Here is a 24768-nt window from a genome sequence, read left to right as displayed (position 1 = left end):
GCGCCTTTCGCCTTGTTGATTGTTGTGCTCCGGCTCATGGCCAGGCCGTACCGCTTTGCCGCGGCTGTGTTGATGCGCTGTTTCATTCGGCGGCCACCGACTGGGGCCGCACAGGCACAACCTTGGCATCGATGATATCGAGCGTCGCACTGATCGACCCTTTGCGACCATCTTCGTAGGTCACTTCCGTGCGGGTAGAGATCTGCGAGGACCCGTCATAAAGCGCGTTGATGATATCGGAGTATTTGTCTTCCACGATCACACGACGCACCTTGCGGGTCCGGGTCATCTCTCCATCGTCGGCATCCAGTTCTTTGTGCAACACGACAAAGCGATGCACCTGACAGCCGGACAGCATCTGGTCTTCTGCGACGGAGGCATTGACCGTTTCGACGTGCTCTTTGATCGACTGCAGGACTTTCGGATGGCCTGCCAGTTCCTGATAAGAGGCGTAGGCAATATTGTTGCGCTCAGCCCAATTGCCGACTGCGGTGAGGTCGATGTTGATGAACGCAACGCAGCGATCACGGCCGTTGCCGAACAGAACGGCCTCCAGAATGTCCGGATAGAACTTCAGTTTGTTCTCGACATACTTCGGCGCAAACATGGCACCATCTGCCATCTGACCCACGTCCTTGGCGCGGTCGATGATCCGCAAATGGCCGCTGCCCTCTTCAAAGAAACCAGCATCGCCGGTTGCCACCCACCCTTCAGGGTCTTTGGTCGAAGCCGTGGATTCCGGGTTGTTGTAGTATTCAACAAATGTACCGGGAGAGCGGTAGTGGATCTCTCTGCGCTCATCGATCTTGATTTCGACACCCGGCGCAGGAACGCCAACTGTGTCGGCACGCACTTCGCCATCAGGCTGAACAGTGATGAAAACCGTCGCTTCTGTCTGGCCGTACAACTGTTTGAGGTTGATGCCGAGAGAGCGGTAGAACTCGAAAATCTCAGGGCCAATGGCCTCGCCTGCGGTGTAACCGACGCGGATGCGGCCGTAGCCCAACGTGTCCTTGAGCGGGCCATAGACCAGGATATCACCCAGCTTGTACTTCAGGCGATCCATCATGCTGACGGGTTTGCCATCAAGGATCTTGCCACCAACCTTCTTGGCATGTTCAAGGAAGTGGTGGAACATCTTGCGCTTCAGGGCGCCCGCGTCTTCCATCCGGATCATGACGCTGGTCAGCTGACCCTCGAAGACCCGGGGCGGAGCAAAGAAATAGGTCGGGCCGATCTCACGCAGATCGGTCATCATCGTGTCTGCGCTCTCTGGGCAGTTCACGCAGAACCCACACCAATACGCCTGGCCGACCGAAAAGATGAAATCCCCGACCCACGCCATCGGCAGATAGGACAGGATGTTCTCACCAACCGTCAGATTGTCGAAATCTGCCGAGTTCCTGGCGCTCTCGATCACGTTGCGGTTGGACAGAACAACCCCTTTGGGCTTGCCCGTTGTCCCAGAGGTGTAGAGCATCACGCAGGTGCTGTCATAGGTCAGCTTGGCCTTGCGTTCTTCGAGATCCGGGGTCCATTCGTCGCGGGCCGCGCGGCCCTGATCTTGTACATGGGAATACTGGTGCAGCGTATGATGATCGTATTTCCGCATGCCGCGCGGATCGAGATAGATCACCTGTTCCAGGTTGCTCAGCTGATCCTGAACCTCGATCACCTTGTCGACCTGTTCCTGATCACCCGCGATGACGAAACGTGCGCCACAGTGGCCCAGCACATAGGCCATCTCTTCTGCCACCGCATCCTGGTAGAGCGGGACAGGAACGGCGCCGACGGACTGCGCTGCCACCATTGCCCAATAAAGATAGGGCCGGTTGCGACCGATGATGGCGATAAAGTCACCCTCATTGACCCCAAGGTTGATCAACCCAAGGGCAAGCGCATCAATCTCCTGCTTGACCTCGGACCAGGTCCAGCACTGCCAGATGCCGAATTCTTTTTCGCGATAGGCCTGGCGATCGCCAAATTGTGCCGCGTTGCGTTCAAGCAGCGCCGGCAGGGACAACATCCCTGCGGCACCCGACTGCGTCTGAGCCACGTTCTTTCTCCTCCCCTTTCCGGCCGATGCGGCCGGAGCGATCGCTAAGCGCGATTCTGATCCCGATTAGGGACGGCCTCATGCTATGGCGTCAACTTTTTCTTGATGTTTTCTCAAATCTTACGAATTGTAACAGGCTCTCGACTGCGTCATCTCGCCCAGCCGGACAACCGACACCGCGCCGCATTCTCCTTTGCCATCGGGGCATTGGATGGTAGCCATGCAGCGGGGAGACACGATGAACCGATCCGAAAAACACCGCGCTGCGATGACAACCGCTGGGCTCAACCTGATTGCCCAAGCCATGTCGATCTATGACAGCGATCTGCGCCTCGCGGCCTGCAACCGCAGGTTTCAGGAAATGTTCGACCTGCCGGATCACCTGATCACACCCGGCGCCCGGTTCGATGAGACCATCCGCCATATCGCAACCAGCGGAGAATACGGTCCGGTTGATGACATCGAAGCCTTTGTGCAGCAGCGCGTCGATCAAGCGTTGGATTTTGTCCCACATTATCTGGAGCGGGAGCGTAGCAACGGCCAGGTCATTTCGATCGAGGGGGCTCCGCTACCGCAAGGGGGGTGGGTCACGGTCTATACTGACATCACACGCACAAAACGGATCGAACAGTTGCTACGCGCCCGCTCTGAAGAGATGTCGGATCAGCTGATCGCGCACACAGAGGAACTGTCTGCAACCAACCGAAAACTGGCCGCTACGATCACGGCGTTGGAAGAGGCGAAAAACCAGCTGACCGAGATCGAAGCACGCACCCGACTGACCACCGAGATGATGCCTGCGCATATCGCTCACGTGGATGCAGACGGCTATTACACCTATACCAATCGGCGGCTCAGCTCGGTCTTTCCCAGCCGTCCTTCCGAAATCCTCGGGATGCACATCGCAGATGCACTCGGTGGGCCGGCCTATGACAAAATCGCCCCACATCTGATGGCAGCCTATCAGGGTGAAAGCCCGGTGTTCGAGTTCAACGAAGACCACGACAGCCGTCGCATTCGGGTGGCCTTTACCCCCGACAACATGGGCGGTGTCTTTATTCTATCGATGGATGTGACGGAAGAAACCCAGACACGGGTGGCGCTGCAGCAGGCGAGACGACGCGAAATGGCCGCTCAGATGACGAGCGGGCTGGCACATGATTTCTCCAACCTGTTGACGATCATTCTGGGAATGCAGGGCAAGCTGGCGAAATTCGACCTGCCTGCTGATGCTGATGAGCTTGTCCAGGCCACCCTATCAGCCGCGCGCCGCGGTGGACGGTTGCTGAACCGGATTGCAGAAATGACAGGCCATCGGAGCCTGCGGCCGCGCGCGACGGATCTGCACGGACTGCTGCAGGAGTTGCAGGTCCTGGCAACACCATCGCTGCCGCAAGGGGTTGGGCTGAGTATCGTGGACCACACGCCGGATGTCCGCCTGTTGCTTGATCCCGGCAAGCTGCAAGACGCGCTGTTGAACCTTATCCTGAACGCCCGCGATGCCTGTGGCAGCCAAGGACAGATTACCGTCAGTGCCCACGTGGTTGGTCAGACCTGGCTCGAACTCAGCGTCAACGACACCGGCCCCGGGTTTTCCAAAACTGCGCTTGAAAAGGCGCTCAATCCCTTTTTCACCACCAAGGGCAGTGAAGGATCAGGGCTTGGGCTGCCGATGGTCTACGACATGGCCAAATCAACCGGGGGCGATATGCGACTTGGGAATACGGTATCAGGGGCCAGTGTGACCCTGCGCATTCCCTACAGGCTCGCTCCGGACGCGGATGGCGGGCTTGCCCTGCTGGTCGAGGACAGCGAAGAGCTGCGAGCGACATTCCGCGACATGCTCATTGATCTTGGATATGCGGTCATAGAGGCCACCAGCGTTGATGAAGCCTGCGCGTTGACCGCAGACATCGAAGGCATCGCTTTGGTTCTGTCCGATATCAAGCTGCAGGGGGCGGCGACGGGGATTGACCTGGCGGACCGCTTGCAGGGAACCGGCCTGCCCTGCATTCTGATGACCTCCTTGCCGACCTCGGACGCGCTGTTTCGGCAGGCGCTGAAACGCTGTCCGGTTTTGCAAAAGCCCTTTACCACACACCAGCTGTCAGCGCTGATCAAATCGGAGCCCGCCGCATGAGCAGACCCCTGATCACAATTCTCGATGACGAGCCGGAAATCCGCCAAATCCTGACGGAGACGTTGGAAGAGGCCGGGTTTCGCACCCAGAGCTTTTCGCGGGCGCGCGAGTTTGAGGCCTCCCTCAATCGGGTCACTCCGGATGTCTGCCTTGTTGACCTGTCGCTGCCCGACACCGATGGTCTCGCTTTGGTGCATCGCCTTGCGTTGGAGCAGGGTGCAGCGGTCATCATCATATCAGGCCGGGCCCAGGTACAGGACCGTGTGACCGGATTGGAACTGGGAGCGGACGACTACATCACCAAACCCTTTGACCCCGCAGAGGTCGTCGCCCGCATCCGGGCACGTCTGCGGGGAGGGCCAAGAACCGTTGCAACAACGGGCAACACTGCCCAGTTCTCCGGCTGGACGGCGCATTTCGATCGCTACATCCTGGAGGATGACACCGGTGAGGAAACACCGTTTTCCCATGCCGAAGGCGAGGTGTTGCGCCTGTTTCTTGAAAGCCCGAAGCGGCTCATTTCGCGGGCGCAAATGCAAGAAAGCCTCGGGGGCGGCGCAGGGGAGAGCTTTGATCGGGCGATGGACGTACGCATTTCACGTCTGCGCACGAAACTGCGTGAAGATCCCAAAAATCCAAGGTTGATCAAAACGATCTACGGAGCTGGCTACATTTTTCTGGGTGATGTCAGCTGGCTTTGACCCTGCCAGGGACTGCGCCCCCACCACTGCAGACTGGACGGCGCGAATCGGCCTCGATATGATTCGGGCATGGCCACATGTCTGCTCTACCGCCAAGCACCGGCGCGGGCTCCGCGCTATTATCGGATCGAACTTGCGATGAACCTCTTTGCCGAGGTCTCTGTCCTGCGCGAATGGGGCGTTGCTGGTAGGAACGGGCAGAGTACCATCAACATCTATGGCAACCTGCGCGATGCATCTGTTGCTGCAGACAAACACCGCAATCGCATGATCAAACGTGGCTATGACCGGGCCTGACCCACAACCGCGCTGCTGATCCTCGTCCTTGGTTGCAATCCAACAGAACTGCCATAGCTCTTGCTTGATCCGCCAGGCGGCAGGCAATGGCTCTGCATTTGCGCGCTATTCGCGCGACATCACACCCAAATCACATATTGGATCCAAAACTTGCATCTGGCCCTTTCAACTGCAGCAAAGCTTGCTTAAGACTTCCCCGACGAAAAGGAACATCGCATGACGCATATCACCCTGGTCCGTCACGGACAGGCCAATACAGGTGCTCGGGATGAAACCAGCTATGACCGGCTGAGCGATCTGGGACATCAGCAGGCGCATTGGCTGGGTGAGCATCTGCGCGACACCGGTGCGTTCTATCCGCGGGCCTACTGCGGAACACTGCGCCGTCACCTGGAAACGGCACAGGCCATGGGGCTCACAGATGTTGTGCAGGATCCTCGTCTGAACGAGATGGAGTACTTTAATCTCGCCGCGGCAATGGAAACACAGCATGGCCTGCCGATCCCGGTGGAGCGGGAGGGGTTTGTCGCACACATGCCCAAGGTATTTGCCGCTTGGGAGGCAGACAAGATTGCCAACCCACCGGAAAGCTGGCGCGACTTTGCCAACCGCACCCAATCGGCACTAGAGGAAATTGCCGCTGGCGAGGGGCCCGCGATTGTGGTCACCTCTGGTGGGCTGATCGCCATGGCCATGCGCCAGACAATGGGGCTGGATACCGGTGGCACGGCGCGCATGGCGCTTGCCATCATGAACAGTTCGCTACACCGTCTACATCCGATGGGCGGCCAGCTCAGCCCTGTTTTGTTCAACGCGGTGCCCCACCTGGAACACCCAGATCGCCAATTCGCACAAACGCATCTCTAGACAGTCAGCGCAGGCCATAGGACCAGCCAAGGGAGGACCGACCAATGCAGCTTTACTTTGCGCCCAACACGATTTCAGTCGCCGTGGCGATCGCCCTCGAAGAAGCGGGACAGGACTACGAGCCGATCCGCATCGATTTTGCGTCCAAGGAACAGACCGGCGCCGCCTATGCGCAAATCAACCCCAAGGGCCGAGTCCCTGCGTTGGTGGTGGATGGCGGCATCCTCACTGAGACCGGTGCCCTGCTGGAATATATCGCAGACATCAGCCCTGACGCAGCGCTGCGCCCACAAGATCCGGTGCTCTTGGCCCGCATGCGCGAAGTGATGTTCTATCTCGCCTCCACCATGCATGTGAACCACGCTCACAAGATGCGCGGTGCACGCTGGGCAAGCGAACGCTCCAGCTGGAAAGACATGCAGAAGATGGTCCCGCAAACCATGAGCGCCTCTTGCGACTACATTTCACAGTTCGGCCTGCGCGGGCCGTTCGTCTTGGGCGATGAGATTAGCCTGGCTGATTGCTATCTCTATGTGGTGTGCACGTGGCTGGAGGGCGACGGGGTAACCCTATCTGATTTCCCCAAGATTCAGGAATTCATGGCAGCGATGGAGGCGCGCGATTCCGTGCGCGCCGTGACTGCCAAAGGTATGCTTTGAAGGATAAGATGATGACGCATTTGTGGGTAAGGGCTGAGCAGCGCCCAAACGAAGAACGGGTTGGTCTCACCCCGGAGGGCGCAAAGGCGCTGATGGACGCGGGGATCAAAGTCACGGTCGAGGAAAGCTCTGTCCGGGCTATCCCATTGCAGGGTTACATCGACGCAGGATGCGACATCGCGGCAGAGAACTCATGGCCCACGGCACCAGCTGATGCGATCATCTTTGGCCTCAAGGAACTGCCCGAAGATGGAACTGCGTTGCCACATCGGCACATCATGTTCGGGCACGCCTTCAAAGGGCAGCACTCAGGCAAGGCGCTGTTGGAACGCTTTAAGGCCGGTGGCGGCACCCTTTATGATCTTGAGTATCTGGTGGACGAAACCGGCCGCCGTGTCGCGGCCTTTGGCTACTGGGCCGGATATGCAGGTGCAGCCGTCACCCTCAAAACCTGGGCCGCCCAACAGCGCGGGGAAATCTGTGGTCCGGTTGGCGTATATTCGGGCAAGGAGGCCCTGCTTGCGGATCTTGGCGCCGAACTGGATGCACTGAATATCGATCGCCCGACCAGCATCGTTATCGGTGCCTTGGGTCGCGTGGGCACCGGCGCCGCGGATCTTTGTGAGGCAATGGGCGTCAAAGTGACAAAGTGGGATATGGCTGAAACCGCAACAGGCGGCCCATTCCCCGAAATCCTTGACCATGACCTGTTCCTGAACTGCATTTTTGCCCGCCCTGGCACCCCGGTTTTCGTGCCACGCGACGCATTGACTGCAGACCGCAAGCTCAGCGCCATTGGCGATGTCGCCTGCGATCCGGACAGTGATTACAACCCGGTTCCCGTCTACGACCGTGCGACCAGCTGGGATGCCCCGGCCCTGCGCGTCGCAGACACCCCCGTTCTGGACGTGATGGCCATCGACAACCTGCCATCCATGCTCCCTGTCGAAAGCTCAGAGGACTACGCAGCCCAATTGCTGCCGTCCCTGCTGGCATTGGGAGATCTGGGCGCAGGCGTCTGGGGACGTGCGGACGCAACATTCAAAGAACACACCGCAGATTGAATGCGGAAACCCTTGGTGCGGAGCAAACCCGCAACCAATGACCAACAGGGAGACAAATCATGACAATTCACTGGTGCGGCACTGGTCTGTCCGCGATTCCCGGCCTGCGACGCCTGCTGGACGCGGGTCACGACGTTGCCGTCTGGAACCGGACCCCGGAAAAGGCGCGCGAAGCTGTCGGGGATCTGACCAGCAACATTCACGCCTTCAGCATCGCGAATCTTGGCCAGATGCTCAGCCCCAAAGATGTGATTGTGTCGATGCTGCCAGGCGACTGGCACGTTGAGCTGGCGGAACTGGCCATCGCACATGGGGCACATTTCGTGTCGTCGTCCTATATTGCGCCGGACATGCGAGCCCTGGACCAAAAGGCAAAAGACGCAGGCGTATGCCTGATCAACGAGGTCGGTCTCGACCCTGGCATTGACCATCTGATGGCTCATGCGCTGGTGGCGGACTACAAGGCATCCGACGCATTCGACAGCGAGAATGAACTGAGCTTCATCTCCTACTGTGGCGGCATTCCCAAAACACCAAACCCCTTCCGGTACAAGTTCAGCTGGTCTCCCTTGGGGGTGCTCAAGGCGCTGCGCTCTCCGTCCAGATCCATCCGCGACTTCAAGGAGCTGGATGTGGCGCGCCCTTGGGATGCGATCTCCACTTACGAAGCCCCGCTGCCCACTGCAGAGAGCTTTGAAGTCTACCCCAACCGCGACTCCATCCCCTTCATGGCGCAATATGAATTTGAAACCGACTGGAAGGTGAAAGAGTTCGTCCGCGGAACCCTACGCCTGAACGGTTGGTCCGATGCTTGGGCAGACGTGTTCAAGGAGGTCGAGACATTGGAGGGCGAGGCTGGTGATGCCCGGCTCAAGGAAATGTCCGATCAGTTCTGGGCCGAAAACGCCTATGACGAGGGAGAGCCCGATCGGGTCGTGCTTTGCGTGGGGCTGAAGGCCGAGAAAAACGGCAGCCCCGTCTGGCACAAGACCTATGTGATGGACGCCTGGGGGGACGCTCGCGGTACGGCGATGGCGCGCCTTGTGTCTTACCCTGTCTCCTTCGCGATCGAAGCCGCGATGAACAACAAGATCGCCCCCGGTGTTCACGCCGCTCCAAGCGATTTGCCGTTGGTGGACGCCTGGATGAGCGAAATCGGAAAGCTCGCGCAGCACCTTGAGGTGGTCGATCACATCAGCTGATGATCGCCAAGAGAACACATCCAAGGGCACCCCGTAAAACGGGTGCCCTTTTCGTTGACGCGACGGTATTGGCTCGTGGCGATTGCAGGAAACCTAACAGACCGATGTGGCTCTAGCGGCCGATCACATCTTCCTCGGCGCCCTGAACATCCATGCCCAAAGCCTCCATCCCCGCTTCCAGATTATCCGCGAGATGCGGCGTGCCGATAAGGTAGTCCGCAGTGGGAGTGGTTGCTTCTTGGCGGGCCGTAGCGATCGCTTCTTGCAGATCGGAGGCATCGAAACTGTCCCGACCGATCCACATGATTGCGACAAGCTCCGCCTGTTCGTCTTCTCCCATGCGGTCGATAAAGGCGCGCAACTCCCCCTCCGCGCGCTCCAGTTCTCTGGCCATCAGCGCAACCTGGGCCACTTTTCTGGCACTGATCTCTAGCATGGCTTCGCTCCTTCTGTGTCCGCGCTGCTGCAGTCTATCACACTGCAGACGAAACCAGCTGTCCTTGATCTGAGGCAAAGACGATGTGCGGAAGGGGGCCTGTCATTCTTCCTTGGCGAAGATGTCCATGACGCCCGACCGCCCGCGCAAGGCCACCGGTGGCAACGCGCGCCAGCGTCCGCGCGCGGGCGCGATCCCTGCGGCCTCCAGCGTCTGAGCAGAGGCGATGATTGTCTCTGGAACGGTCTTGCTATGTTGTTCGAGCCGCGAGGCGATGTTTACCGCATCGCCGAAAACCGAATATTCGAGCCTGTTTTCACTGCCAACCACGCCAGCAAAAACCTCTCCGGCGTGAACGCCGATGCCAACCTCCACGGTGTCCTCCCCCGCCGCAAGACGCTGATCTGACCAAGCGTGGATCGATTTGCACAGTGTCGCGGCACAGGCCAGCGCGCGGGCCGCTCCATTGGGGGCCCCACGCTCTTCGGGCGCCTCCGAAAACAAGAGCATCGCCGCATCGCCCATGTATTTGTCAATCATGCCATCATGACGGGCCGCGCTGTTTTCTACGTGGCTGCGGAACGTGGTAATGAAATCCCCCACGTCCTGCGGATCACGGGTTTCGGACCATTGGGTAAAGCCCCGTATATCGACGAACAGCACCGCCATCGCTTGCCTCTGTCCGTGTTGCAGGCTGTCCAGCCCGCCGTCAGCCAATTGATCGGCAATTTGAGCAGGCAGATAGCGGGTCAGATTTGCGCGCTCTTCCGCAGAGCTGAGTGCCCGCTGAAACAGGCGCCGCATCCGCGCGGCGGCCAGCACCATGACAAGCCCGGCGAGCAGGATCATCGTCAGCTTCATCACATTTGGCGGCCCCGTCAGGAGCCCGGCAATACGGGCCGCCTGATCCCCTTCTGGCGCAGTTGGCAACCAAAAAATCAGTGCTGTCAGCCCCCCGGTCAGCAGCAAGGTCGCATAAAGCTGCATGCGTGGGTGCATCCGCATCACACCAAACGCCATCACGACCGGCACCAACCAGGCGGGCGGCAACAACAACGCCATGTTTCCGTCAAAGCCCCCATTCAGGATGCTGAGACGCACATTCAGCAACATGAACAGCGCATCCGCCGTAACGGTCAGCCAGGCCATCCACGGCCTGAACCACCCCTGAGAGGTCGCGAGGAAACAGCCCGCGCCAAGGACGAAATAAGCGATCATTGTCAGCAGGGCAAAAAACAACTGACGATGAAGATATGGCGCAAGCGATCCCAGGTCGGTTCCGGAAATAGTCAGACCAAAGACAAGCAGCAGACCAGTGGCGACAGCCATGCGAAGAACTGAGACAAGGCGTTCAGCCGCAACCGTCGCGTCCTGCAGCAGTGGGTTGAGGCCTGCCTCGCGCATCAGCTGTCGGACCGTCCCAATGGCACAACATTCACCGGATCCGCACCTTGTCCAATGCCTGACGAGGGCGCGGCGATTTCCTCGAAATCGAAGTTGTCCAACCGCTGAGCGCGGCGCCCGGCCTTATCGGCACTGATCTTGATTTCCGCGATATCCTTGGCAGCCATTCCGAAATGGCGGTCCAGATTGCCAACACGATCCCCCAACCGCTCCACATCCTTGTGCAGCAGGCCAAGTTCGGTTCGGATCGCGCCGGCCTGTTCGCGCATGCGTGCATCCTTCAAAATCGCACGCATGGTATTCAGCGTGGCCATGCAGGTGGTGGGCGACACAATCCAGACCTTGGCAGCGAAGCCCTCTCTCACCACGTCCGCAAAATTGGCGTGAAGTTCCGCATAGACCGCTTCCGACGGCAGAAACATCAATGCACCATCCGCGGTCTCGCCATCCAGAATGTACTTCTCGGCAATCGCCCGGATATGCGCACGCAAGGCGCCCTTGAGCTGACGCGCCGCACTCGCACGCTGCTCAGGTGTCTCTGCGTTGCGCAACGCATCGTAAGGTTCCAGCGGGAACTTGGAGTCGATGACAATCGGACCCGGAGGATTGGGCAGGTGGATCAGGCAGTCAGCCCGCTTGCCGTTGCTCAGCGTATGCTGAAACGCATAGCTGTCCGCCGGCAGCGCCTTGGACACGATATCATTGAGCTGAATTTCACCAAACGCCCCGCGGGTCTGCTTGTTCGCGAGGATGTCCTGCAAACCCAGGACATCTCCGGACAATTTGGTGATGTTGTCCTGCGCCTTGTCAATCACGGCCAGGCGCTCTTGCAGCTGGGTCAGCGACGTCACCGTGCGTTTGGTTGACCCGTGCAGGCTTTCTTGCATCCGCTCCTGCATCTCTGCCAGCGCCCGTGCCTGTCGCAGCGCATTATCCGCGAGCCGATCGTTCATGCGTTGCTGTACATCGCTCAGGCGGCTTTCCATTGTCTGCAGGATCTGCAGCTGTGCATTCGCCTGCGTGTCCGACACGGCCTGCAGATTTCCCCGAAGCGCCTCCTGCCCCATCGACAGCTGCTGGGTCATCTGTCCCAGCCCGCCAATCTGGTGGCCCAGCGGCTCAATCGCTCGTACCGCCCGCGCAGAATTGCGCAGCGACAAGATCAGCAGAAGAAACAAAAGAAAGATCAGCCCGCCACCGCCAACGATCACAAGGGCCACCGCGTCCATGTTTGCGATTGCCATGTCCATGTTTTCCATATCCGGGATCTCTCAGGTGCGGCCGAACAAGCGTTCGATATCGGCAAGCTTCAGTTCGACGTAGGTGGGCCGTCCGTGGTTGCATTGGCCGGAATGGGGTGTTGCCTCCATTTCTCGCAGGAGCGCGTTCATTTCCTCTCCCCGCATCCAGCGACCCGACCGGATAGAGCCATGGCAGGCAACGCGGCTCAGGATCGCTTCGATCTTGGCCTGCACCAACTGGCTTTCCCCCTGATCGTCAAGTTCATCGAGAATATCGCGCACCATCGCCTCGGCGTTGACGGTCCCGAGAATGGCAGGTGTTTCCCGCACCGCAACCGCACCGCCCCCAAAGGCCTCAATACCCAGACCAAACTTCTGCAGTTCATCTGCAACTGACAGAAGACGGGCGCAGTCATTCTCGCTCAGCTCGACGATATCGGGGATCAAAAGCGCCTGCGCCGCAACCCCGTTTTCGGCCATCTGGCGTTTCAGCTTTTCATATACCAACCGCTCATGCGCCGCGTGTTGATCGACAATGACCATGCCGTCGCGGGTTTGCGCGATGATATAGTTTTCATGCACCTGCCCGCGCGCCGCGCCCAGTGGCAGCTCTTCCGCTCTCTGTTCCGGCGGCTCGGGCTGGTCTTCCTGCACCGCCTGGCCCGCCATAGCGGGATGTGGTGGTGCAGGAGCATCGATGACCCGGCCACTATAAGCCGATGCAAATTCCGAGAAACCGGGCGCATTGTCGTCGCCTTGCGGCACAGGGGCTCCGTCCGCGCGGTAGGGGGCCTGTGCCGCATAGGACAGGCTGCGCGCGCCCATAGAGGGTCTGTCCATCTGATAAACACGCGGCGCACCAGTTGCTGTTGGCTGTTCGGGGCGCATCGCGCCCAGCGTCGCCCCGGCAACGGTGGTCGACGCGCGGTGTCCGGCCTCAGCCAGTGCATGTCGCAGGCTGGAGACAATCAGCCCTCGCGCAAGACCCGGATCGCGGAACCGAACTTCTGATTTGGCGGGGTGGACGTTCACGTCAACCAGTGTCGGATCACAGTCGATGAACAGCGCAGCGGCCGGATGGCGATCGCGGCTGAGAAAATCGAAATAAGCCGCACGCAACGCGCCGGTCAGCATCTTGTCCTTAACCGGGCGGGTGTTCACAAAAAGAAACTGCGCCACGGCGGCACCGCGCGAATAGGTCGGCAACGCCGCATAACCGTAAAGCCGAATGCCTTCGCGGCTGGCATCTATCTTGAGAGCATTTTCCGCAAACTCGCGCCCCAGAACAGCAGCCAAACGCCCGTGCAGAGCATCAAACAAATCCCCGCTCAGAGGATCTGCCCGAAAGGTCACTCTCCCGTCACCGCCGCCCGACACATCCCGCAGCGTAAAGCCAACCGACGGCTCTGCCATCGCCAACCGCTTGATCACGTCACCAATCGCCTGACTTTCGGCCCGATCACTGCGCATGAATTTCAACCGCGCAGGCGTCGCGTAAAACAGATCGCGTAGCTCAACCACCGTGCCACCGCGCAAGGCAGCGGGCTTAACCGGATCAAGCTTGCCACCGGACACTCGAATTTGTGCTGCATCATGACCCGCAGCCCGGCTGGTGATGGTCAGCCTGCCAACCGCGCCAAGACTGGGCAGAGCCTCACCCCGAAATCCGAAGGTGTGGATATTCAGCAGGTCCGAGCCATCAATCTTTGATGTGGCATGACGCGACAGGGCCAGCGGCAGATCATCCGGCGTCATGCCGCACCCGTCATCGGTTACGCGGATCAGGGTCTTGCCACCATCGGCGATATCGATCGTGATCCGCGTCGCCCCGGCGTCGATCGCGTTTTCGACCAGTTCCTTGACGGCAGAAGCTGGCCGTTCAACCACCTCGCCCGCTGCAATTCTATTGATTGCGCTGTCGTCAAGCTGCCGGATCACCGGTCGCGAGTTTTCGCTGATGTGGGGGTCTGCATGTGCCATGCCGCTAGATTTAGCACGCAGCGCCACGATTCTTCCAGCCGCATTCGGGACGTAGACAACCACGTTCAAGCGCCTGCACACCACCTACAGGGGAGATGGCTTCAGACGCCTGCAGGGGCCCCCGAGCGCAGGCGACAGGGGCCGAACCGGGCTGCGACTGCCAGCAAAACACCCGACACGGTGGCAATCATTCCGGCTGCACTCACCGCGTCAGAGGCCCCGAGCCACAACGGACCATATCCTGCCAGAACATATCCCAGCACGGCAGAAACTACGGCAAAAACCACGCTCCAGCCAACCTGCCCTTCCAGCCGGTTTGACATCATCCGCGCCGCGGCTGGCGGACAGATGAACATGGCAATCACGATGATGGACCCCACGGCATCAAAGGCTGAAACAGCCGCAATCGCCGCAGTGATCACCAACGCAAGCCCCAACATGTTGGTCCGGATCCCCAGCGTGCGGGCAAAACCTTCGTCAAAGGTAGAGATCTTCAGCGGTCGCCAGAACAACGTGACAAACACCAGAACCCCCAGCAGGGTCAGCGCCATCCTTGACAGCTCTGGCGGCAGGTAGCTCAGCGCCACTGGATCAACAAGGGAGGCCCAGCCAGTCGCATCCAACCAGATCAGACTTTCGAGATTGCCATAAAGGGCGTGTTCCACATCCAGGTGGACCGAAGACGTGTCGGTCTGCTCCAACAGCAATACGCCGCCAGCAAACATGGTCGTAAAGACCACGCCCATTGCCGCGCCGGGCTCGATCCGCCCAAGTCGGCGGATCAGCTCGATCAAAACCACCGCGACGACCGCGGCACCGGCTGCCCCGAACATCATCGGGCCTGCCGCAATCACCCCGGTCAACAAAAAGGCAACGACAATGCCCGGCAGAACCACATGGCTGATCGCGTCTCCGATCAACGCCTGACGACGCAGCAACAGGAAGTTGCCGGGCAGCGCACAGGCCACTGCGGCGAATACACCAATCAAGAGCGGCGTCAGGGACAGCGGGACAAATTCGGATCCACTCATGCCGATACCTCCTTTGGGCCACCAATCAAGGTGTCAATTTCACGTATCTGATCAGCTGTCAGAACCGTTTCGATATCGCGCAAGCCATCATACATCGCAGCTGCGGCTTCGTGGCTCTGATCGCTCCGGACCAAGGCCCAGCGATGCTCGTCGCGCAGCGCTTTGGCTGCGCGGGCCCGCCCCTTCTCCGTCGGCACCCCATCTGCACGCAACAACCCATGACGGCGCAACAGGCGCAGGGTAAGCGGCTCATAAATGAGCTGTTCCTGGGCAACGGCCAACAGCCCCTGACGCAGATGCACTTGTCTCTGGAAACGGATATGGCGCAGCACCGCGGCCAGAACGCCACGATTGGGTGCAAACAGCAGCGAAAGCGCAAAAAGTGCAAAGCTCACCAACACGATGATCGGGCCCGTGGGAAGGTTCGGCGCAGACGCCGAAAGCGCCGCGCCCACATAGGCAGCAACACCACCGGCCACCCCCGCGAGCAGAACCACGAGATCAGAGCGTTCGGTCCAAAACCGCGCGGTCACAGCCGGGATGATGAGGAGAGCCACAATCAGGATCAGGCCGACGATTTTCAGCCCGACAACCGTGACGGCCATCACCAGCCCCATCATCGCCATGTCGATGCGCGACACTGAAATGCCCCGCGCTGCTGCATATTCGGGATCAAAGGCGACCATGGTCATGGGGCGCCGCATCAGAACGATCAGCAGCAGAGCCGCAGCACCGCCCCCCGCGATGACCAACGCATCATTCCACAGCATCCCCGCAGTCGAGCCCAGCAAAAACCCCTCCAGGCCCGCCTGGCGGCCAACCCCGAGCGTCTGGATCACGGTCAGGATCACAATGCCGAATCCGAAGAAGACGGACAGGACCGCGCCGATGGCCGCGTCCTCAGCCAGGCGGGTGTTGCGCGTCAACCAGTTGAGACACCACAGCCCGATCCCGGCCGAAATCGCAGATCCCAGCAACAGACCGGCCAGGTTCCGGCCATCCCCACCAAGCGCGACCATGACAAGAAAAGCGATACCAACCCCCGGCAGAGTGGCATGGCTGACCGCATCACTGACCAGCGCGCGTTTGCGGAGGAACAGAAATGTCCCGGTAATACCTGCTGAAACACCAAGAAGGGTCGCACCGATGGCAACCAGCGTGGCGTTATACCCCAGCTGCAACAGCAGCGCGTCAAGCAACATGATTAATAGGCCCCGCCCAACACGGGTGCCACGCCAAGCTGATCCACCTGCGCTGTTGCCAGGCGCCCGCCATAGGCCGCTTGCAGGGTATCGGCGGTGAAGGCCTCGGACACCGGCCCTTCGGCAACCTTGCGGGTGTTGATCAGAAACACATTGTCGAAATAGTCAGTCACAGTCGCAAGGTCATGATGGACGACAACGACGGTCTTTCCCTCTGCCCGAAGCTGTTTCAGGACCGCAATGATCGCTTTTTCTGTTGCAGCGTCCACGCCGGCAAAGGGTTCATCCAAGAGATAGAGATCTGCCCCCTGTGCCAGAGCACGTGCCAGAAACACGCGCTGCTGCTGGCCGCCTGACAGCTGGCCGATCTGGCGATCTGCGAAATCCGCCATTCCCACACGCTCAAGACAATCCCTTGCAGCAGCCTTGTGGCGGCCAGTGATCCGGCCAAGGAGACCCAGTTCGCGGTAAAGCCCCATAATCACCACGTCGATCACGCGGGTTGGGAAATCCCAGTCGACGCTTGCTCTTTGGGGTACATAAGCGATCCGAGCGCGCTGGGTATCCAGCGGCTTTCCAAACACCTGGACCCGCCCGGAGACCGGAGGCACCACACCCAATGCAGCCTTCAGGAGTGTCGACTTCCCCGCACCGTTTGGCCCGATGATGGCGGTCATCTTGCCTGCTTCAACAGTCATATCCACCGAGAACACGGCTGGTTTTTCGCCGTAGCTGACCGTCAGCCCCCGGATCGCAAAGGGGGACTGCTCCAATGCGGCGGTTCCGTTTGTGGCCGCCGGCATGCCATTGTCCCGAGCAAGTTCGAGTGTCATCAATCCTACCTCTTACAAACCGGCGTGCGACAGCTGGCCTGACATCCCCTTAGCAGGGACATCCGCGCCCAACGCACCGGCGATCGTCGTCATGTTGTGGTCCAGCATGCCGATATAGGTGCCTTCATATGTGCCATCTGCCCCCATCGCGTCCGAAAACAATTCGCCGCCGATGCGGACATCATGACCCCGCGCCGCAGCGCCTTCGATCAGGGCTCTGACAGAGCGGTCAGATACGGAGCTTTCGACAAAGACAGCAGAGACACCGCGCTCCACCAGAACATCGACAAGGGTGCCAATCCGGTTCAGCCCCGCCTCAGACTGGGTCGAGATGCCCTGAATGCCCATCACCTCAAAGCCATACTCTCCACCGAAATAGCCAAATGCGTCATGGGCTGTGACCAGCACGCGGTTTTCTTCGGGCACTTGGGTCAGAATATCTGCGCCATAGGCGATCAGCTGATCCAGCTCCGCCAGATGGGCCGCTGCATTTGCCGCAAACAGCTCTGCTTGGTCGGGACGCGCCTCTGTCAGGGCCTTTTGCACCTCTACCACCACATCCTTCCACAGAACTGGGGTCATCCAGACATGGGGGTCAAATTTGTCTGCATAATCGTCATGTCCGCGCAGCTTTTCCTTTGGAAGCCCCTCTGCCACGGCCACGACAGTCCGCTTGCGGGCCAGATCATGAAAAAACTCTTCCATCTGCGCCTCAAGATAAAGCCCGTGCCACAACACCAGATCCGCGCGGGTCATGGCCACGATGTCAGATCGGGTCTGGCGATAGGCATGAGGGTCGACACCCGGACCCATCAAGGCGCGAACCTCGACAGCATCACCACCAACCTGCCGCACCGCGTCTGCGATCATCCCGGTCGTGGCCACAACATTCAGCGGTGTCTGTGCGCGAGCCATCGCCGACTTGCCCGCGACAAATGGCGCCGCCAACAGGGCCGCAATGGCCAGAAAGGTCACTGCAACCAGCCGACGGTTCAAACCCGTTGCGCGTGTCAGATCTGCGATTTTCAACCACATGGGGAGCCCCCTTCCAGCGTTTCACTGACCTCAATAAGAGCGTGAGTCTCGCGCCTGTCAATGAAAATGCGAATTATTCGCAAAAAGAAATGAGAATCGTTCGCAAAATGCCCGATTTTTTGTCCAAATAGTCAAAAATTCACCACGTCACCCTGGCCCGTCGCTTGCCAAGCAAGGGGTGGCGTGCGATTTTCGCACCAAATTCCAACGAGGATTCCCGGCATGGAAAGCCAAATTGCAGAGCACACTGCGCAGCTGCCGCAGGTGGGCGAACCCCGTAATCCCGGCATGGAGCTGGATCTGGACTGGGCGCTTGGCGTTGAGGCAAACACCTCGGCGATCGAACGTCGCTGTGCCACCCTGCCCGGCCGTCGCAGCGTAAAGAAAGACTATCAGGCAGCCTGGCTGCTGAAGGCGATCACCTTGATCGACCTGACCACCCTGTCCGGCGACGACACGGCCGGTCGCGTCCGCCGTCTGTGTGCCAAAGCACGCCAGCCGGTGCGCGCGGACCTGCTCAAGGCATTGGACATGGGCCCGATCACCACTGGCGCGGTCTGTGTCTATCACGACATGATTGAAACAGCGGTTTCGGCGCTGGACGGATCCGGCATTCCAGTTGCTGCGGTTTCGACCGGCTTCCCGGGCGGTCTGTCTCCGTTTCACCTGCGTCTTGCTGAGATCGAAGAAAGCGTGAAGGCCGGCGCAAAGGAAATCGATATTGTCATTTCCCGCCGGCACGTTCTGTCAGGCAACTGGCAGGCGCTTTATGATGAGATGAAGGCCTTCCGCGAGGCCTGTGGGGATGCCCATGTCAAAGCCATTCTGGCGACCGGCGAACTTGGCACGCTGCGCAACGTGGCGCGCGCCTCGCTGATCTGCATGATGGCAGGTGCCGATTTCATCAAGACGTCCACCGGCAAGGAAAGCGTGAACGCGACCCTTCCCGTGAGCCTCGTGATGATCCGTGCCATTCGCGATTATCACGAACGCACCGGCTATCGCGTGGGCTACAAGCCTGCGGGCGGAATTTCCAAGGCAAAGGACGCCCTGGTCTATCTGTCTCTGATGAAAGACGAGCTGGGCGACCGCTGGCTGCAGCCTGATTTGTTCCGCTTTGGCGCATCCTCCTTGCTGGGCGATATCGAACGCCAACTCGAACACCACGTGACTGGCGCCTATTCCGCAGGCTACCGTCACGCATTGGCCTAAAGAACGGAGAGGCAGATGCCATCTGAATGGGTCGTCAGTGCGATCTTTATCAGTCTCTGGATTGTTGCATTCCAGTGGCGGCGATGGCGTCTGCGTCTTGAAGCATCCGAATTGCCGGAGGCTGCGCGTGATCGTCTAGGGCCTGCGCCCTATTTCACGCCGCCCCCGCGCGATCGCCTTACACCCGAGCTGGTTCAGTTCGCCCGGTTTCACCGCAAAAGCCGGCTGCCGGGGCTAATCCTGCTCTTCCTTTATCTGACAGTCTTTGTCCTGTCGTTCCAAACCGGACAGTAACCGCGATGACCGTAAAAGAGATCTTTGAAACGATGGACTATGGCCCCGCTCCTGAAAGTGCTGCCGACGCTCTGGCGTGGCTGGTCGACCAAGGGGCCCGTTTTGGCCACTTCATCAATGGGGAGTTCACCTCCCCAGCTGACGGGTTTGACAGCAAGAACCCTGCAAATGGCGAGACCCTGGCAACGCTGAGCCAGGCAAGCCAGGACGATGTCGATGCCGCCGTCGCCGCGGCACGCAAGGCCCAAGGGAAATGGGCCGCACTGGGTGGCGCAGGGCGTGCCCGCTACATCTATGCCATCGCGCGCCTGATGCAAAAGCACGCACGCCTGTTTGCGGTTCTCGAAACCCTTGATAACGGCAAGCCGATCCGCGAAAGCCGCGACATTGATGTCCCTCTCGCACAGCGGCATTTCTACTATCACGCTGGCATGGCCCAGCTGATGGAAAGCGAACTGCCTGACCGCGAGGCACTGGGTGTTTGTGGCCAGATCATTCCGTGGAACTTTCCGCTCCTGATGCTGGCGTGGAAGGTCGCACCAGCCATCGCAATGGGCAACACCGTTGTCCTGAAGCCAGCAGAATACACCTCTCTGACCGCGCTTTTGTTTGCTGACATCTGCCGTCAGGCGGGCCTGCCCAAAGGTGTCGTGAACATCGTCACCGGCGATGGTGCAGTTGGCGAAGTGATCGTGAATGCCGATGTCGACAAGATCGCCTTTACCGGTTCAACTGCTGTGGGTCGTAGAATTCGTGAAGCAACGGCCGGCAGCGGCAAGGCGCTGACGCTCGAATTGGGCGGCAAGTCCCCGTACATCGTGTTTGATGACGCCGATATCGACAGCGCGATCGAAGGTCTGGTCGACGCCATCTGGTTCAACCAGGGTCAAGTGTGCTGCGCCGGGTCGCGCCTGCTGGTGCAGGAAGGGATCGCAGATCGCTTCCACGACAAGCTGCGCGCGCGCATGGACAAGCTGCGCGTGGGCAACCCGCTCGACAAGTGCATCGACGTTGGTGCCATCGTGGATCCTGTTCAGTTGAACACGATCAGCGAAATGGTGGCGGCCAACACCGCAGGCAAGGTGCATCAAGCGCGTGTCGACATGCCGGAAGGCGGCTGTTTCTATCCGCCCACGCTGGTTGAAGGGCTCGCCCCGTCTGATGCGCTGATGCAAGAAGAAATCTTCGGCCCGGTTCTGGTCTCCACCACGTTCCGTACGCCGGGTGAAGCGGTCGAACTGGCCAACAACACCCGCTATGGATTGGCCGCGACGGTCTGGACAGAGAACGTCAACCTGGCGCTTGATATCGCGCCCAAGCTGGTTGCGGGCGTCGTCTGGGTCAATGCGACCAATCTGTTTGACGCGGCGGCTGGTTTTGGCGGCACACGCGAAAGCGGATTTGGACGGGAAGGCGGCTGGGAAGGTCTCAGCGCCTACACCAAGCCCAAAACAAAGGCGAAACCACTGGAAAAGCTCATCGGTTTTGCAGGTGAAGGCGCGCCAGTTGATGCTGTCGACCGCACCGCAAAATTGTACATCGGCGGCAAACAGGCGCGTCCGGACGGCGGCTATTCCAAAGCAGTCTACGGCAAATCCGGTGCTTTGCTGGGCCATGTCGGCCTTGGCAACCGCAAGGATGTGCGCAACGCCGTAGAGGCGGCAGCTGGCGCCAAGTCCTGGTCGAAGACGACTGGCCACCTGCGTGCCCAGATCCTCTACTACATCGGAGAGAACCTGTCCGCGCGGGCAGCCGAGTTTGCAGACCGGATCGACGCCATGACAGGCAAGAAATCCGGCGCCGATGAAGTCGAGGCCTCAATCCAGAGATTGTTCACCGCCGCGGCCTGGGCAGACAAATACGACGGTCAGGCGCACGGGGTCCCGATCCGCGGGGTGGCACTCGCCATGAAGGAAGCCGTTGGCGTGATCGGTGCGGTCTGCGCGGATGAAGCACCGCTTTTGGGGCTGGTGTCCGTCATGGCCCCCGCGATGGCGATGGGCAACCGAGTGGTCCTGGCCGCGTCGGAGGCTTATCCGCTTGCCGCGACGGACTTCTATCAGGTTCTGGACACTTCCGATGTCCCTGCTGGCGTGGTCAATATCTTGACCGGTAGCCACGCAGAGCTGGCTGCGCCGATGGCATCACACCTGAATCTGGATGCAGTCTGGAGCTTCTCTTCCACCGATCTTTCTGCCGAGATTGAAAAGGCGTCTGCGGGCAACCTCAAGCGGACCTGGGTCAACAACGCGACAGCTATGGACTGGTCAACGGATCAGACCCGTCGCTTTCTCGAAGCCGGGACCGAGGTCAAAAACATCTGGATCCCCTACGGCGAGTAAATCTTGCCAACCGGGCAACATAAAAGGGGCGCGACCAGCAATGGCCGCGCCCTTTTCATACCCTTCACCAGAGGTGATCAGTTGGTCGACTGCAGACCTTCTGGTCGACCAACGACGACGAAATGAAGCTTCTCCGGCAGCAGAATTTCACGAGCAACCCGATTGACCTCTTCCAAGGTTACAGCGTTCACCTTGTCATTGCGGGTTACGACATAATCGATCGGCAGGTCGTCCATCTGCATGCCCGCAAGGATAGAGGCAATCCGGCTGTTGCCATCAAACCGCAAGGGGTAGGCGCCGGTAAGATAGGTTTTGGCATCTGCCAGCTCCTTCTCAGTTACGCCCTCTGTCGCCAGGCGCGCCCATTCGGTCTGAATGACCTCCACGGTCTCGGCAATCTTGCTGTTATCAGAGGCCACGGACCCCATGTAGACAGCCGCCAGATCCCGTGGGACCAAGTAGCTGTAAACGCCGTAGGTCAGCCCGCGCTTTTCCCGCACCTCAGTCATGAGGCGGCTGTTGAAGGAACCACCACCGAGAACTTGGTTCAGAAGATAGGCCGCAAAGTAGCGCGGATCATCCAGATCGATGCCAACGTGGCCAAACAGTGCAACGGATTGTGGTGTGTCATAGTCGATCACTGTAACCCCACCATCGATTGCCACCTCGGCAGGGCCCGGAATGGGAGCCCCGGTTGCGGGCAAATCCCCCAGCAACTCGTCCAGAAGCGCACCCAACTCTTCAGCCGTAATATCGCCGACCGCGCCGACAAATAACCGGTCCCGGGCAAACGCCGCTTCATGCGCATCAAACATGTCCTGACGGGTCAAAGCCGAGACGCTGTCGATGGTGCCCTCTCCCTCGCTGCCGTAGGGGTGATCACCAAACGCCATCTTTGAAAACGCACGGCTGGCAATCTCATTTGGGTCTTTTTCGTCAGAGCGCAGACCCGCCAGAACCTGTGCGCGAACACGATCCAGCGCATCCTGATCAAAACGCGGTTCGTGAATGGTCAAGCGCAGCAGATCAACGGCCTCCGCCCGGTTTTCACTCAGGAACTGGGCCGAAATCGACACCGTGTCACGATCAGCATCATAAGAGAAACGGGCAGCAAGACTTTCGAGCTCGCGCGCGTAGTCCTGTGCAGCCAAACCACCTGCGCCCTCCTCCAGCAGTCCGGCCATCAGATAGGTCGCACCCCGTTTGCCGGGCTGATCAAGAGAGGTTCCGCCCCGAAACCGCAATTCCAGCGCCGTAAAGGGAATGCTGTGATCCTCGACCAGCCACGCCGTGATCCCACCGGGCGAAACCACTTCCTTGATTTTGACCTCAGCCCAGACAGGCAATGCCAGAAAACACAGGGCCAGCGCGGCACTGATGAATTTCAACGCCTTCATTGGCTCACCTCTTCGTCTCGCATCATCCAGCCCGTTACCGAAACCTCGGGGCGCAGAACCTCACGGGCCACGGCGATGATCTCGTCTGCTGTCACCGATTGCAGAATTTGCGGCCACGCCTGAACGTCCTCGATCGTCAGGCCCGATGTCAGGGCCCGACCGTAACGGTTCGCAATGCCATCCACATTGTCGCGCGCATAGATCTCGGACGCACGCAGCTGCAGCTTGATCCTCTCTAGCTGCGCTTCATCAACGCCTTCTTCAAGAAAACGCGCAAAGGTTTCGTCCAGTGCGGCCTCCGCCTCTTCAAGCGATACATCCGCGCCAGGCACGATCAGAAAATCAAAGGTCGTGTCATCCAGTGACACACCGGAATAAAATGCACCGGTATAGACGGCGACCTGCTGATCGAATTGCAGCGCATTTGTCAGATATGATGTGCTGCCCCCTCCCAACAGCTCTGCCAGGAGGTAAAGCGCGGCCGCCTGCTCCTGTGCCCCGCTGTCACGCTCGGGTGCAAGATAAGAGCGCTGCATGTAGGGCTGGGCAACACGCGCGTCCTTGTAAACCAAACGGCGCGCAGCGGTTTGCGGCGGCTCTTGGCTGCGCATACGCTCCGGGAGATCCGGGTTCGCCGGGATCTTGCCATAGTGTTTTTCGGCCAGACTGCGCACCTCATCCGGTGTCACATCACCAGATACGACAAGGATCGCATTATTAGGCGCATAATACGTGCCGTAAAATGAAAGTGCGTCTTCCATATCCAGCTCTTCCATCTCATGCCGCCAGCCGATGATCGGCTGACCGTAGCGATGGTTCAGATATTGCGCGGCATTCATCTGCTCGCGAAACAAGGACCGTGGTTCACTGTCGGTGCGTTGGTTGCGCTCTTCCAAGATCACCTCGCGCTCGGTTTCGATGTCCCGTCCCGTAAGGCGAATGTTGACCATCCGATCGCTTTCCATCTGCATCATAAGGTCCAGACGATCCGATGCGACGCGCTGGAAATAAGCGGTGTAATCATAGCTGGTAAAGGCATTGTCGCGCCCGCCATTGGCTGCAACCGTTGCCGAGAGCTCGCCCGCCTCCAGCGTGTCTGTTGCCTTGAACAGCAGATGTTCCAGAAAATGCGCAACACCGGACTGGCCGATAGGTTCATCAGCAGAGCCTGCCCGGTACCAGACCATATGCTGCACTACAGGGGCACGGTGATCTTCTATGACAACCACCTGCATACCGTTTTCGAGCGTGAAACTGGTCACTAGGTCATCGGCAGTGGGCTGAGTGGCGCCGCTATCGGCCCTTGCCTGTGCGACCATGAGGCCGGTTTCAGGCACGGTTGCCTCAACTGCCAAAAGGGTCGCAACCACTGCTG

Annotated in this window: 21 protein-coding genes; 10 read left to right on the top strand and 11 right to left on the bottom strand. The window is 59.5% G+C overall.

Going from position 1 to position 24768, the window contains the following annotated elements; all coding sequences use genetic code 11:
- Positions 1–82 precede the first annotated feature (82 nt).
- Entirely contained in the window at positions 83–2026 is a 1944-nt protein-coding gene (locus KUV39_RS14665) for an AMP-binding protein (RefSeq protein WP_222460144.1), read from the bottom strand.
- A gap of 268 nt (positions 2027–2294) precedes the next feature.
- Between KUV39_RS14665 and KUV39_RS14660 the strand changes: the two genes are divergently transcribed.
- From KUV39_RS14660 to KUV39_RS14630, 7 genes are all read left to right on the top strand, one after another.
- Positions 2295–4196 carry a hybrid sensor histidine kinase/response regulator gene (locus tag KUV39_RS14660; RefSeq protein ID WP_046211802.1) on the top strand — a complete coding sequence of 634 codons (1902 nt, stop codon included), beginning with the start codon at positions 2295–2297 and terminating at the stop codon, positions 4194–4196.
- Positions 4193–4897: a response regulator transcription factor gene (locus KUV39_RS14655; protein ID WP_008559694.1), complete on the top strand. Its 705-nt coding sequence runs from the start codon at positions 4193–4195 to the stop codon at positions 4895–4897. Before KUV39_RS14660 ends, KUV39_RS14655 begins: the two co-directional genes overlap by 4 nt.
- Before the next feature lie 69 nt (positions 4898–4966).
- Positions 4967–5194: a WGR domain-containing protein gene (locus KUV39_RS14650; RefSeq protein ID WP_008561423.1), complete on the top strand. Its 228-nt coding sequence runs from the start codon at positions 4967–4969 to the stop codon at positions 5192–5194.
- A 216-nt stretch (positions 5195–5410) separates the two neighbouring features.
- Complete coding sequence (locus KUV39_RS14645) at positions 5411–6061, top strand: histidine phosphatase family protein (RefSeq protein ID WP_222460121.1); 651 nt, start codon at positions 5411–5413, stop codon at positions 6059–6061.
- A gap of 44 nt (positions 6062–6105) precedes the next feature.
- Positions 6106–6720, top strand: coding sequence for a glutathione S-transferase family protein (locus tag KUV39_RS14640; RefSeq protein WP_046211709.1), 615 nt, complete (start codon positions 6106–6108; stop codon positions 6718–6720).
- A gap of 11 nt (positions 6721–6731) precedes the next feature.
- Positions 6732–7784 carry a saccharopine dehydrogenase gene (locus KUV39_RS14635; protein ID WP_222460120.1) on the top strand — a complete coding sequence of 351 codons (1053 nt, stop codon included), beginning with the start codon at positions 6732–6734 and terminating at the stop codon, positions 7782–7784.
- 59 nt (positions 7785–7843) lie between these two features.
- A complete protein-coding gene (locus KUV39_RS14630; RefSeq protein ID WP_222460119.1) occupies positions 7844–8986 on the top strand; it encodes a saccharopine dehydrogenase family protein in 1143 nt (380 codons plus the stop codon).
- Between the two features lie 112 nt (positions 8987–9098).
- Here KUV39_RS14630 and KUV39_RS14625 read toward each other — a convergent pair whose 3' ends face one another.
- The 8 genes from KUV39_RS14625 to KUV39_RS14590 all read right to left on the bottom strand — a co-directional run bounded on the left by KUV39_RS14625 (position 9099) and on the right by KUV39_RS14590 (position 18148).
- Positions 9099–9422, bottom strand: a complete 324-nt coding sequence (locus KUV39_RS14625; RefSeq protein WP_008561071.1) for a DUF3775 domain-containing protein — start codon at positions 9420–9422, stop codon at positions 9099–9101.
- 102 nt (positions 9423–9524) lie between these two features.
- The gene (locus KUV39_RS14620; RefSeq protein WP_222460118.1) at positions 9525–10826 is read right to left on the bottom strand and encodes an adenylate/guanylate cyclase domain-containing protein; all 1302 of its coding nucleotides are present in this window, start codon (positions 10824–10826) and stop codon (positions 9525–9527) included.
- Positions 10826–12085, bottom strand: a complete 1260-nt coding sequence (locus KUV39_RS14615) for a DNA recombination protein RmuC (protein ID WP_222460117.1) — start codon at positions 12083–12085, stop codon at positions 10826–10828. The genes KUV39_RS14620 and KUV39_RS14615 overlap by 1 nt, the downstream gene beginning before the upstream one ends.
- A gap of 12 nt (positions 12086–12097) precedes the next feature.
- Positions 12098–14047, bottom strand: coding sequence for a DNA mismatch repair endonuclease MutL (gene mutL, locus KUV39_RS14610; RefSeq protein ID WP_222460143.1), 1950 nt, complete (start codon positions 14045–14047; stop codon positions 12098–12100).
- Positions 14048–14148: 101 nt separating this feature from the next.
- Positions 14149–15078 carry a metal ABC transporter permease gene (locus tag KUV39_RS14605; RefSeq protein WP_222460116.1) on the bottom strand — a complete coding sequence of 310 codons (930 nt, stop codon included), beginning with the start codon at positions 15076–15078 and terminating at the stop codon, positions 14149–14151.
- Complete coding sequence (locus KUV39_RS14600) at positions 15075–16280, bottom strand: metal ABC transporter permease (protein WP_222460115.1); 1206 nt, start codon at positions 16278–16280, stop codon at positions 15075–15077. The genes KUV39_RS14605 and KUV39_RS14600 overlap by 4 nt, the downstream gene beginning before the upstream one ends.
- Before the next feature lie 2 nt (positions 16281–16282).
- Positions 16283–17113, bottom strand: coding sequence for a metal ABC transporter ATP-binding protein (locus KUV39_RS14595; protein ID WP_272877482.1), 831 nt, complete (start codon positions 17111–17113; stop codon positions 16283–16285).
- Positions 17114–17125: 12 nt separating this feature from the next.
- Positions 17126–18148 carry a metal ABC transporter solute-binding protein, Zn/Mn family gene (locus KUV39_RS14590; RefSeq protein WP_222460114.1) on the bottom strand — a complete coding sequence of 341 codons (1023 nt, stop codon included), beginning with the start codon at positions 18146–18148 and terminating at the stop codon, positions 17126–17128.
- A gap of 222 nt (positions 18149–18370) precedes the next feature.
- On the opposite strand from KUV39_RS14590, the gene deoC reads away from it, so the two are divergent.
- From deoC to KUV39_RS14575, 3 genes are read left to right on the top strand one after another with little or no spacing between them, the layout of a single operon-like run.
- Entirely contained in the window at positions 18371–19360 is a 990-nt protein-coding gene (deoC, locus tag KUV39_RS14585; protein ID WP_008559559.1) for a deoxyribose-phosphate aldolase, read from the top strand.
- A 15-nt stretch (positions 19361–19375) separates the two neighbouring features.
- Positions 19376–19654 (top strand): hypothetical protein, encoded by a 279-nt coding sequence (locus tag KUV39_RS14580; RefSeq protein ID WP_008561259.1) that lies wholly within the window; start codon positions 19376–19378, stop codon positions 19652–19654.
- 5 nt (positions 19655–19659) lie between these two features.
- Complete coding sequence (locus tag KUV39_RS14575; protein WP_222460113.1) at positions 19660–21996, top strand: aldehyde dehydrogenase family protein; 2337 nt, start codon at positions 19660–19662, stop codon at positions 21994–21996.
- 77 nt (positions 21997–22073) lie between these two features.
- Here the strand turns inward: KUV39_RS14575 and KUV39_RS14570 are convergent, their stop codons facing one another.
- The gene (locus KUV39_RS14570; RefSeq protein ID WP_222460112.1) at positions 22074–23393 is read right to left on the bottom strand and encodes a M16 family metallopeptidase; all 1320 of its coding nucleotides are present in this window, start codon (positions 23391–23393) and stop codon (positions 22074–22076) included.
- Complete coding sequence (locus KUV39_RS14565) at positions 23390–24712, bottom strand: M16 family metallopeptidase (RefSeq protein ID WP_046211804.1); 1323 nt, start codon at positions 24710–24712, stop codon at positions 23390–23392. Before KUV39_RS14565 ends, KUV39_RS14570 begins: the two co-directional genes overlap by 4 nt.
- Positions 24713–24768 lie beyond the last annotated feature (56 nt).

Source organism: Phaeobacter italicus (assembly GCF_019801785.1).
Classification (GTDB): Bacteria; Pseudomonadota; Alphaproteobacteria; order Rhodobacterales; family Rhodobacteraceae; genus Phaeobacter; species Phaeobacter italicus.
The sequence above is the reverse complement of the archived record's forward strand: the minus strand, read 5'-3'. Positions and strand labels throughout refer to the sequence as shown.

Excerpts from the sequence above, each read along its gene's own strand:
- KUV39_RS14665 (WP_222460144.1), bottom strand. The coding sequence starts at position 2,026 with ATGTTGTCCCTGCCGGCGCTGCTTGAACGCAACGCGGCACAATTTGGC.
- KUV39_RS14660 (WP_046211802.1), top strand. The coding sequence starts at position 2,295 with ATGAACCGATCCGAAAAACACCGCGCTGCGATGACAACCGCTGGGCTC.
- KUV39_RS14655 (WP_008559694.1), top strand. The coding sequence starts at position 4,193 with ATGAGCAGACCCCTGATCACAATTCTCGATGACGAGCCGGAAATCCGC.
- KUV39_RS14650 (WP_008561423.1), top strand. The coding sequence starts at position 4,967 with ATGGCCACATGTCTGCTCTACCGCCAAGCACCGGCGCGGGCTCCGCGC.
- KUV39_RS14645 (WP_222460121.1), top strand. The coding sequence starts at position 5,411 with ATGACGCATATCACCCTGGTCCGTCACGGACAGGCCAATACAGGTGCT.
- KUV39_RS14640 (WP_046211709.1), top strand. The coding sequence starts at position 6,106 with ATGCAGCTTTACTTTGCGCCCAACACGATTTCAGTCGCCGTGGCGATC.
- KUV39_RS14635 (WP_222460120.1), top strand. The coding sequence starts at position 6,732 with ATGACGCATTTGTGGGTAAGGGCTGAGCAGCGCCCAAACGAAGAACGG.
- KUV39_RS14630 (WP_222460119.1), top strand. The coding sequence starts at position 7,844 with ATGACAATTCACTGGTGCGGCACTGGTCTGTCCGCGATTCCCGGCCTG.
- KUV39_RS14625 (WP_008561071.1), bottom strand. The coding sequence starts at position 9,422 with ATGCTAGAGATCAGTGCCAGAAAAGTGGCCCAGGTTGCGCTGATGGCC.
- KUV39_RS14620 (WP_222460118.1), bottom strand. The coding sequence starts at position 10,826 with ATGCGCGAGGCAGGCCTCAACCCACTGCTGCAGGACGCGACGGTTGCG.
- KUV39_RS14615 (WP_222460117.1), bottom strand. The coding sequence starts at position 12,085 with ATGGAAAACATGGACATGGCAATCGCAAACATGGACGCGGTGGCCCTT.
- mutL (WP_222460143.1), bottom strand. The coding sequence starts at position 14,047 with ATGGCACATGCAGACCCCCACATCAGCGAAAACTCGCGACCGGTGATC.
- KUV39_RS14605 (WP_222460116.1), bottom strand. The coding sequence starts at position 15,078 with ATGAGTGGATCCGAATTTGTCCCGCTGTCCCTGACGCCGCTCTTGATT.
- KUV39_RS14600 (WP_222460115.1), bottom strand. The coding sequence starts at position 16,280 with ATGTTGCTTGACGCGCTGCTGTTGCAGCTGGGGTATAACGCCACGCTG.
- KUV39_RS14595 (WP_272877482.1), bottom strand. The coding sequence starts at position 17,113 with ATGACACTCGAACTTGCTCGGGACAATGGCATGCCGGCGGCCACAAAC.
- KUV39_RS14590 (WP_222460114.1), bottom strand. The coding sequence starts at position 18,148 with ATGTGGTTGAAAATCGCAGATCTGACACGCGCAACGGGTTTGAACCGT.
- deoC (WP_008559559.1), top strand. The coding sequence starts at position 18,371 with ATGGAAAGCCAAATTGCAGAGCACACTGCGCAGCTGCCGCAGGTGGGC.
- KUV39_RS14580 (WP_008561259.1), top strand. The coding sequence starts at position 19,376 with ATGCCATCTGAATGGGTCGTCAGTGCGATCTTTATCAGTCTCTGGATT.
- KUV39_RS14575 (WP_222460113.1), top strand. The coding sequence starts at position 19,660 with ATGACCGTAAAAGAGATCTTTGAAACGATGGACTATGGCCCCGCTCCT.
- KUV39_RS14570 (WP_222460112.1), bottom strand. The coding sequence starts at position 23,393 with ATGAAGGCGTTGAAATTCATCAGTGCCGCGCTGGCCCTGTGTTTTCTG.
- KUV39_RS14565 (WP_046211804.1), bottom strand. The coding sequence starts at position 24,712 with ATGGTCGCACAGGCAAGGGCCGATAGCGGCGCCACTCAGCCCACTGCC.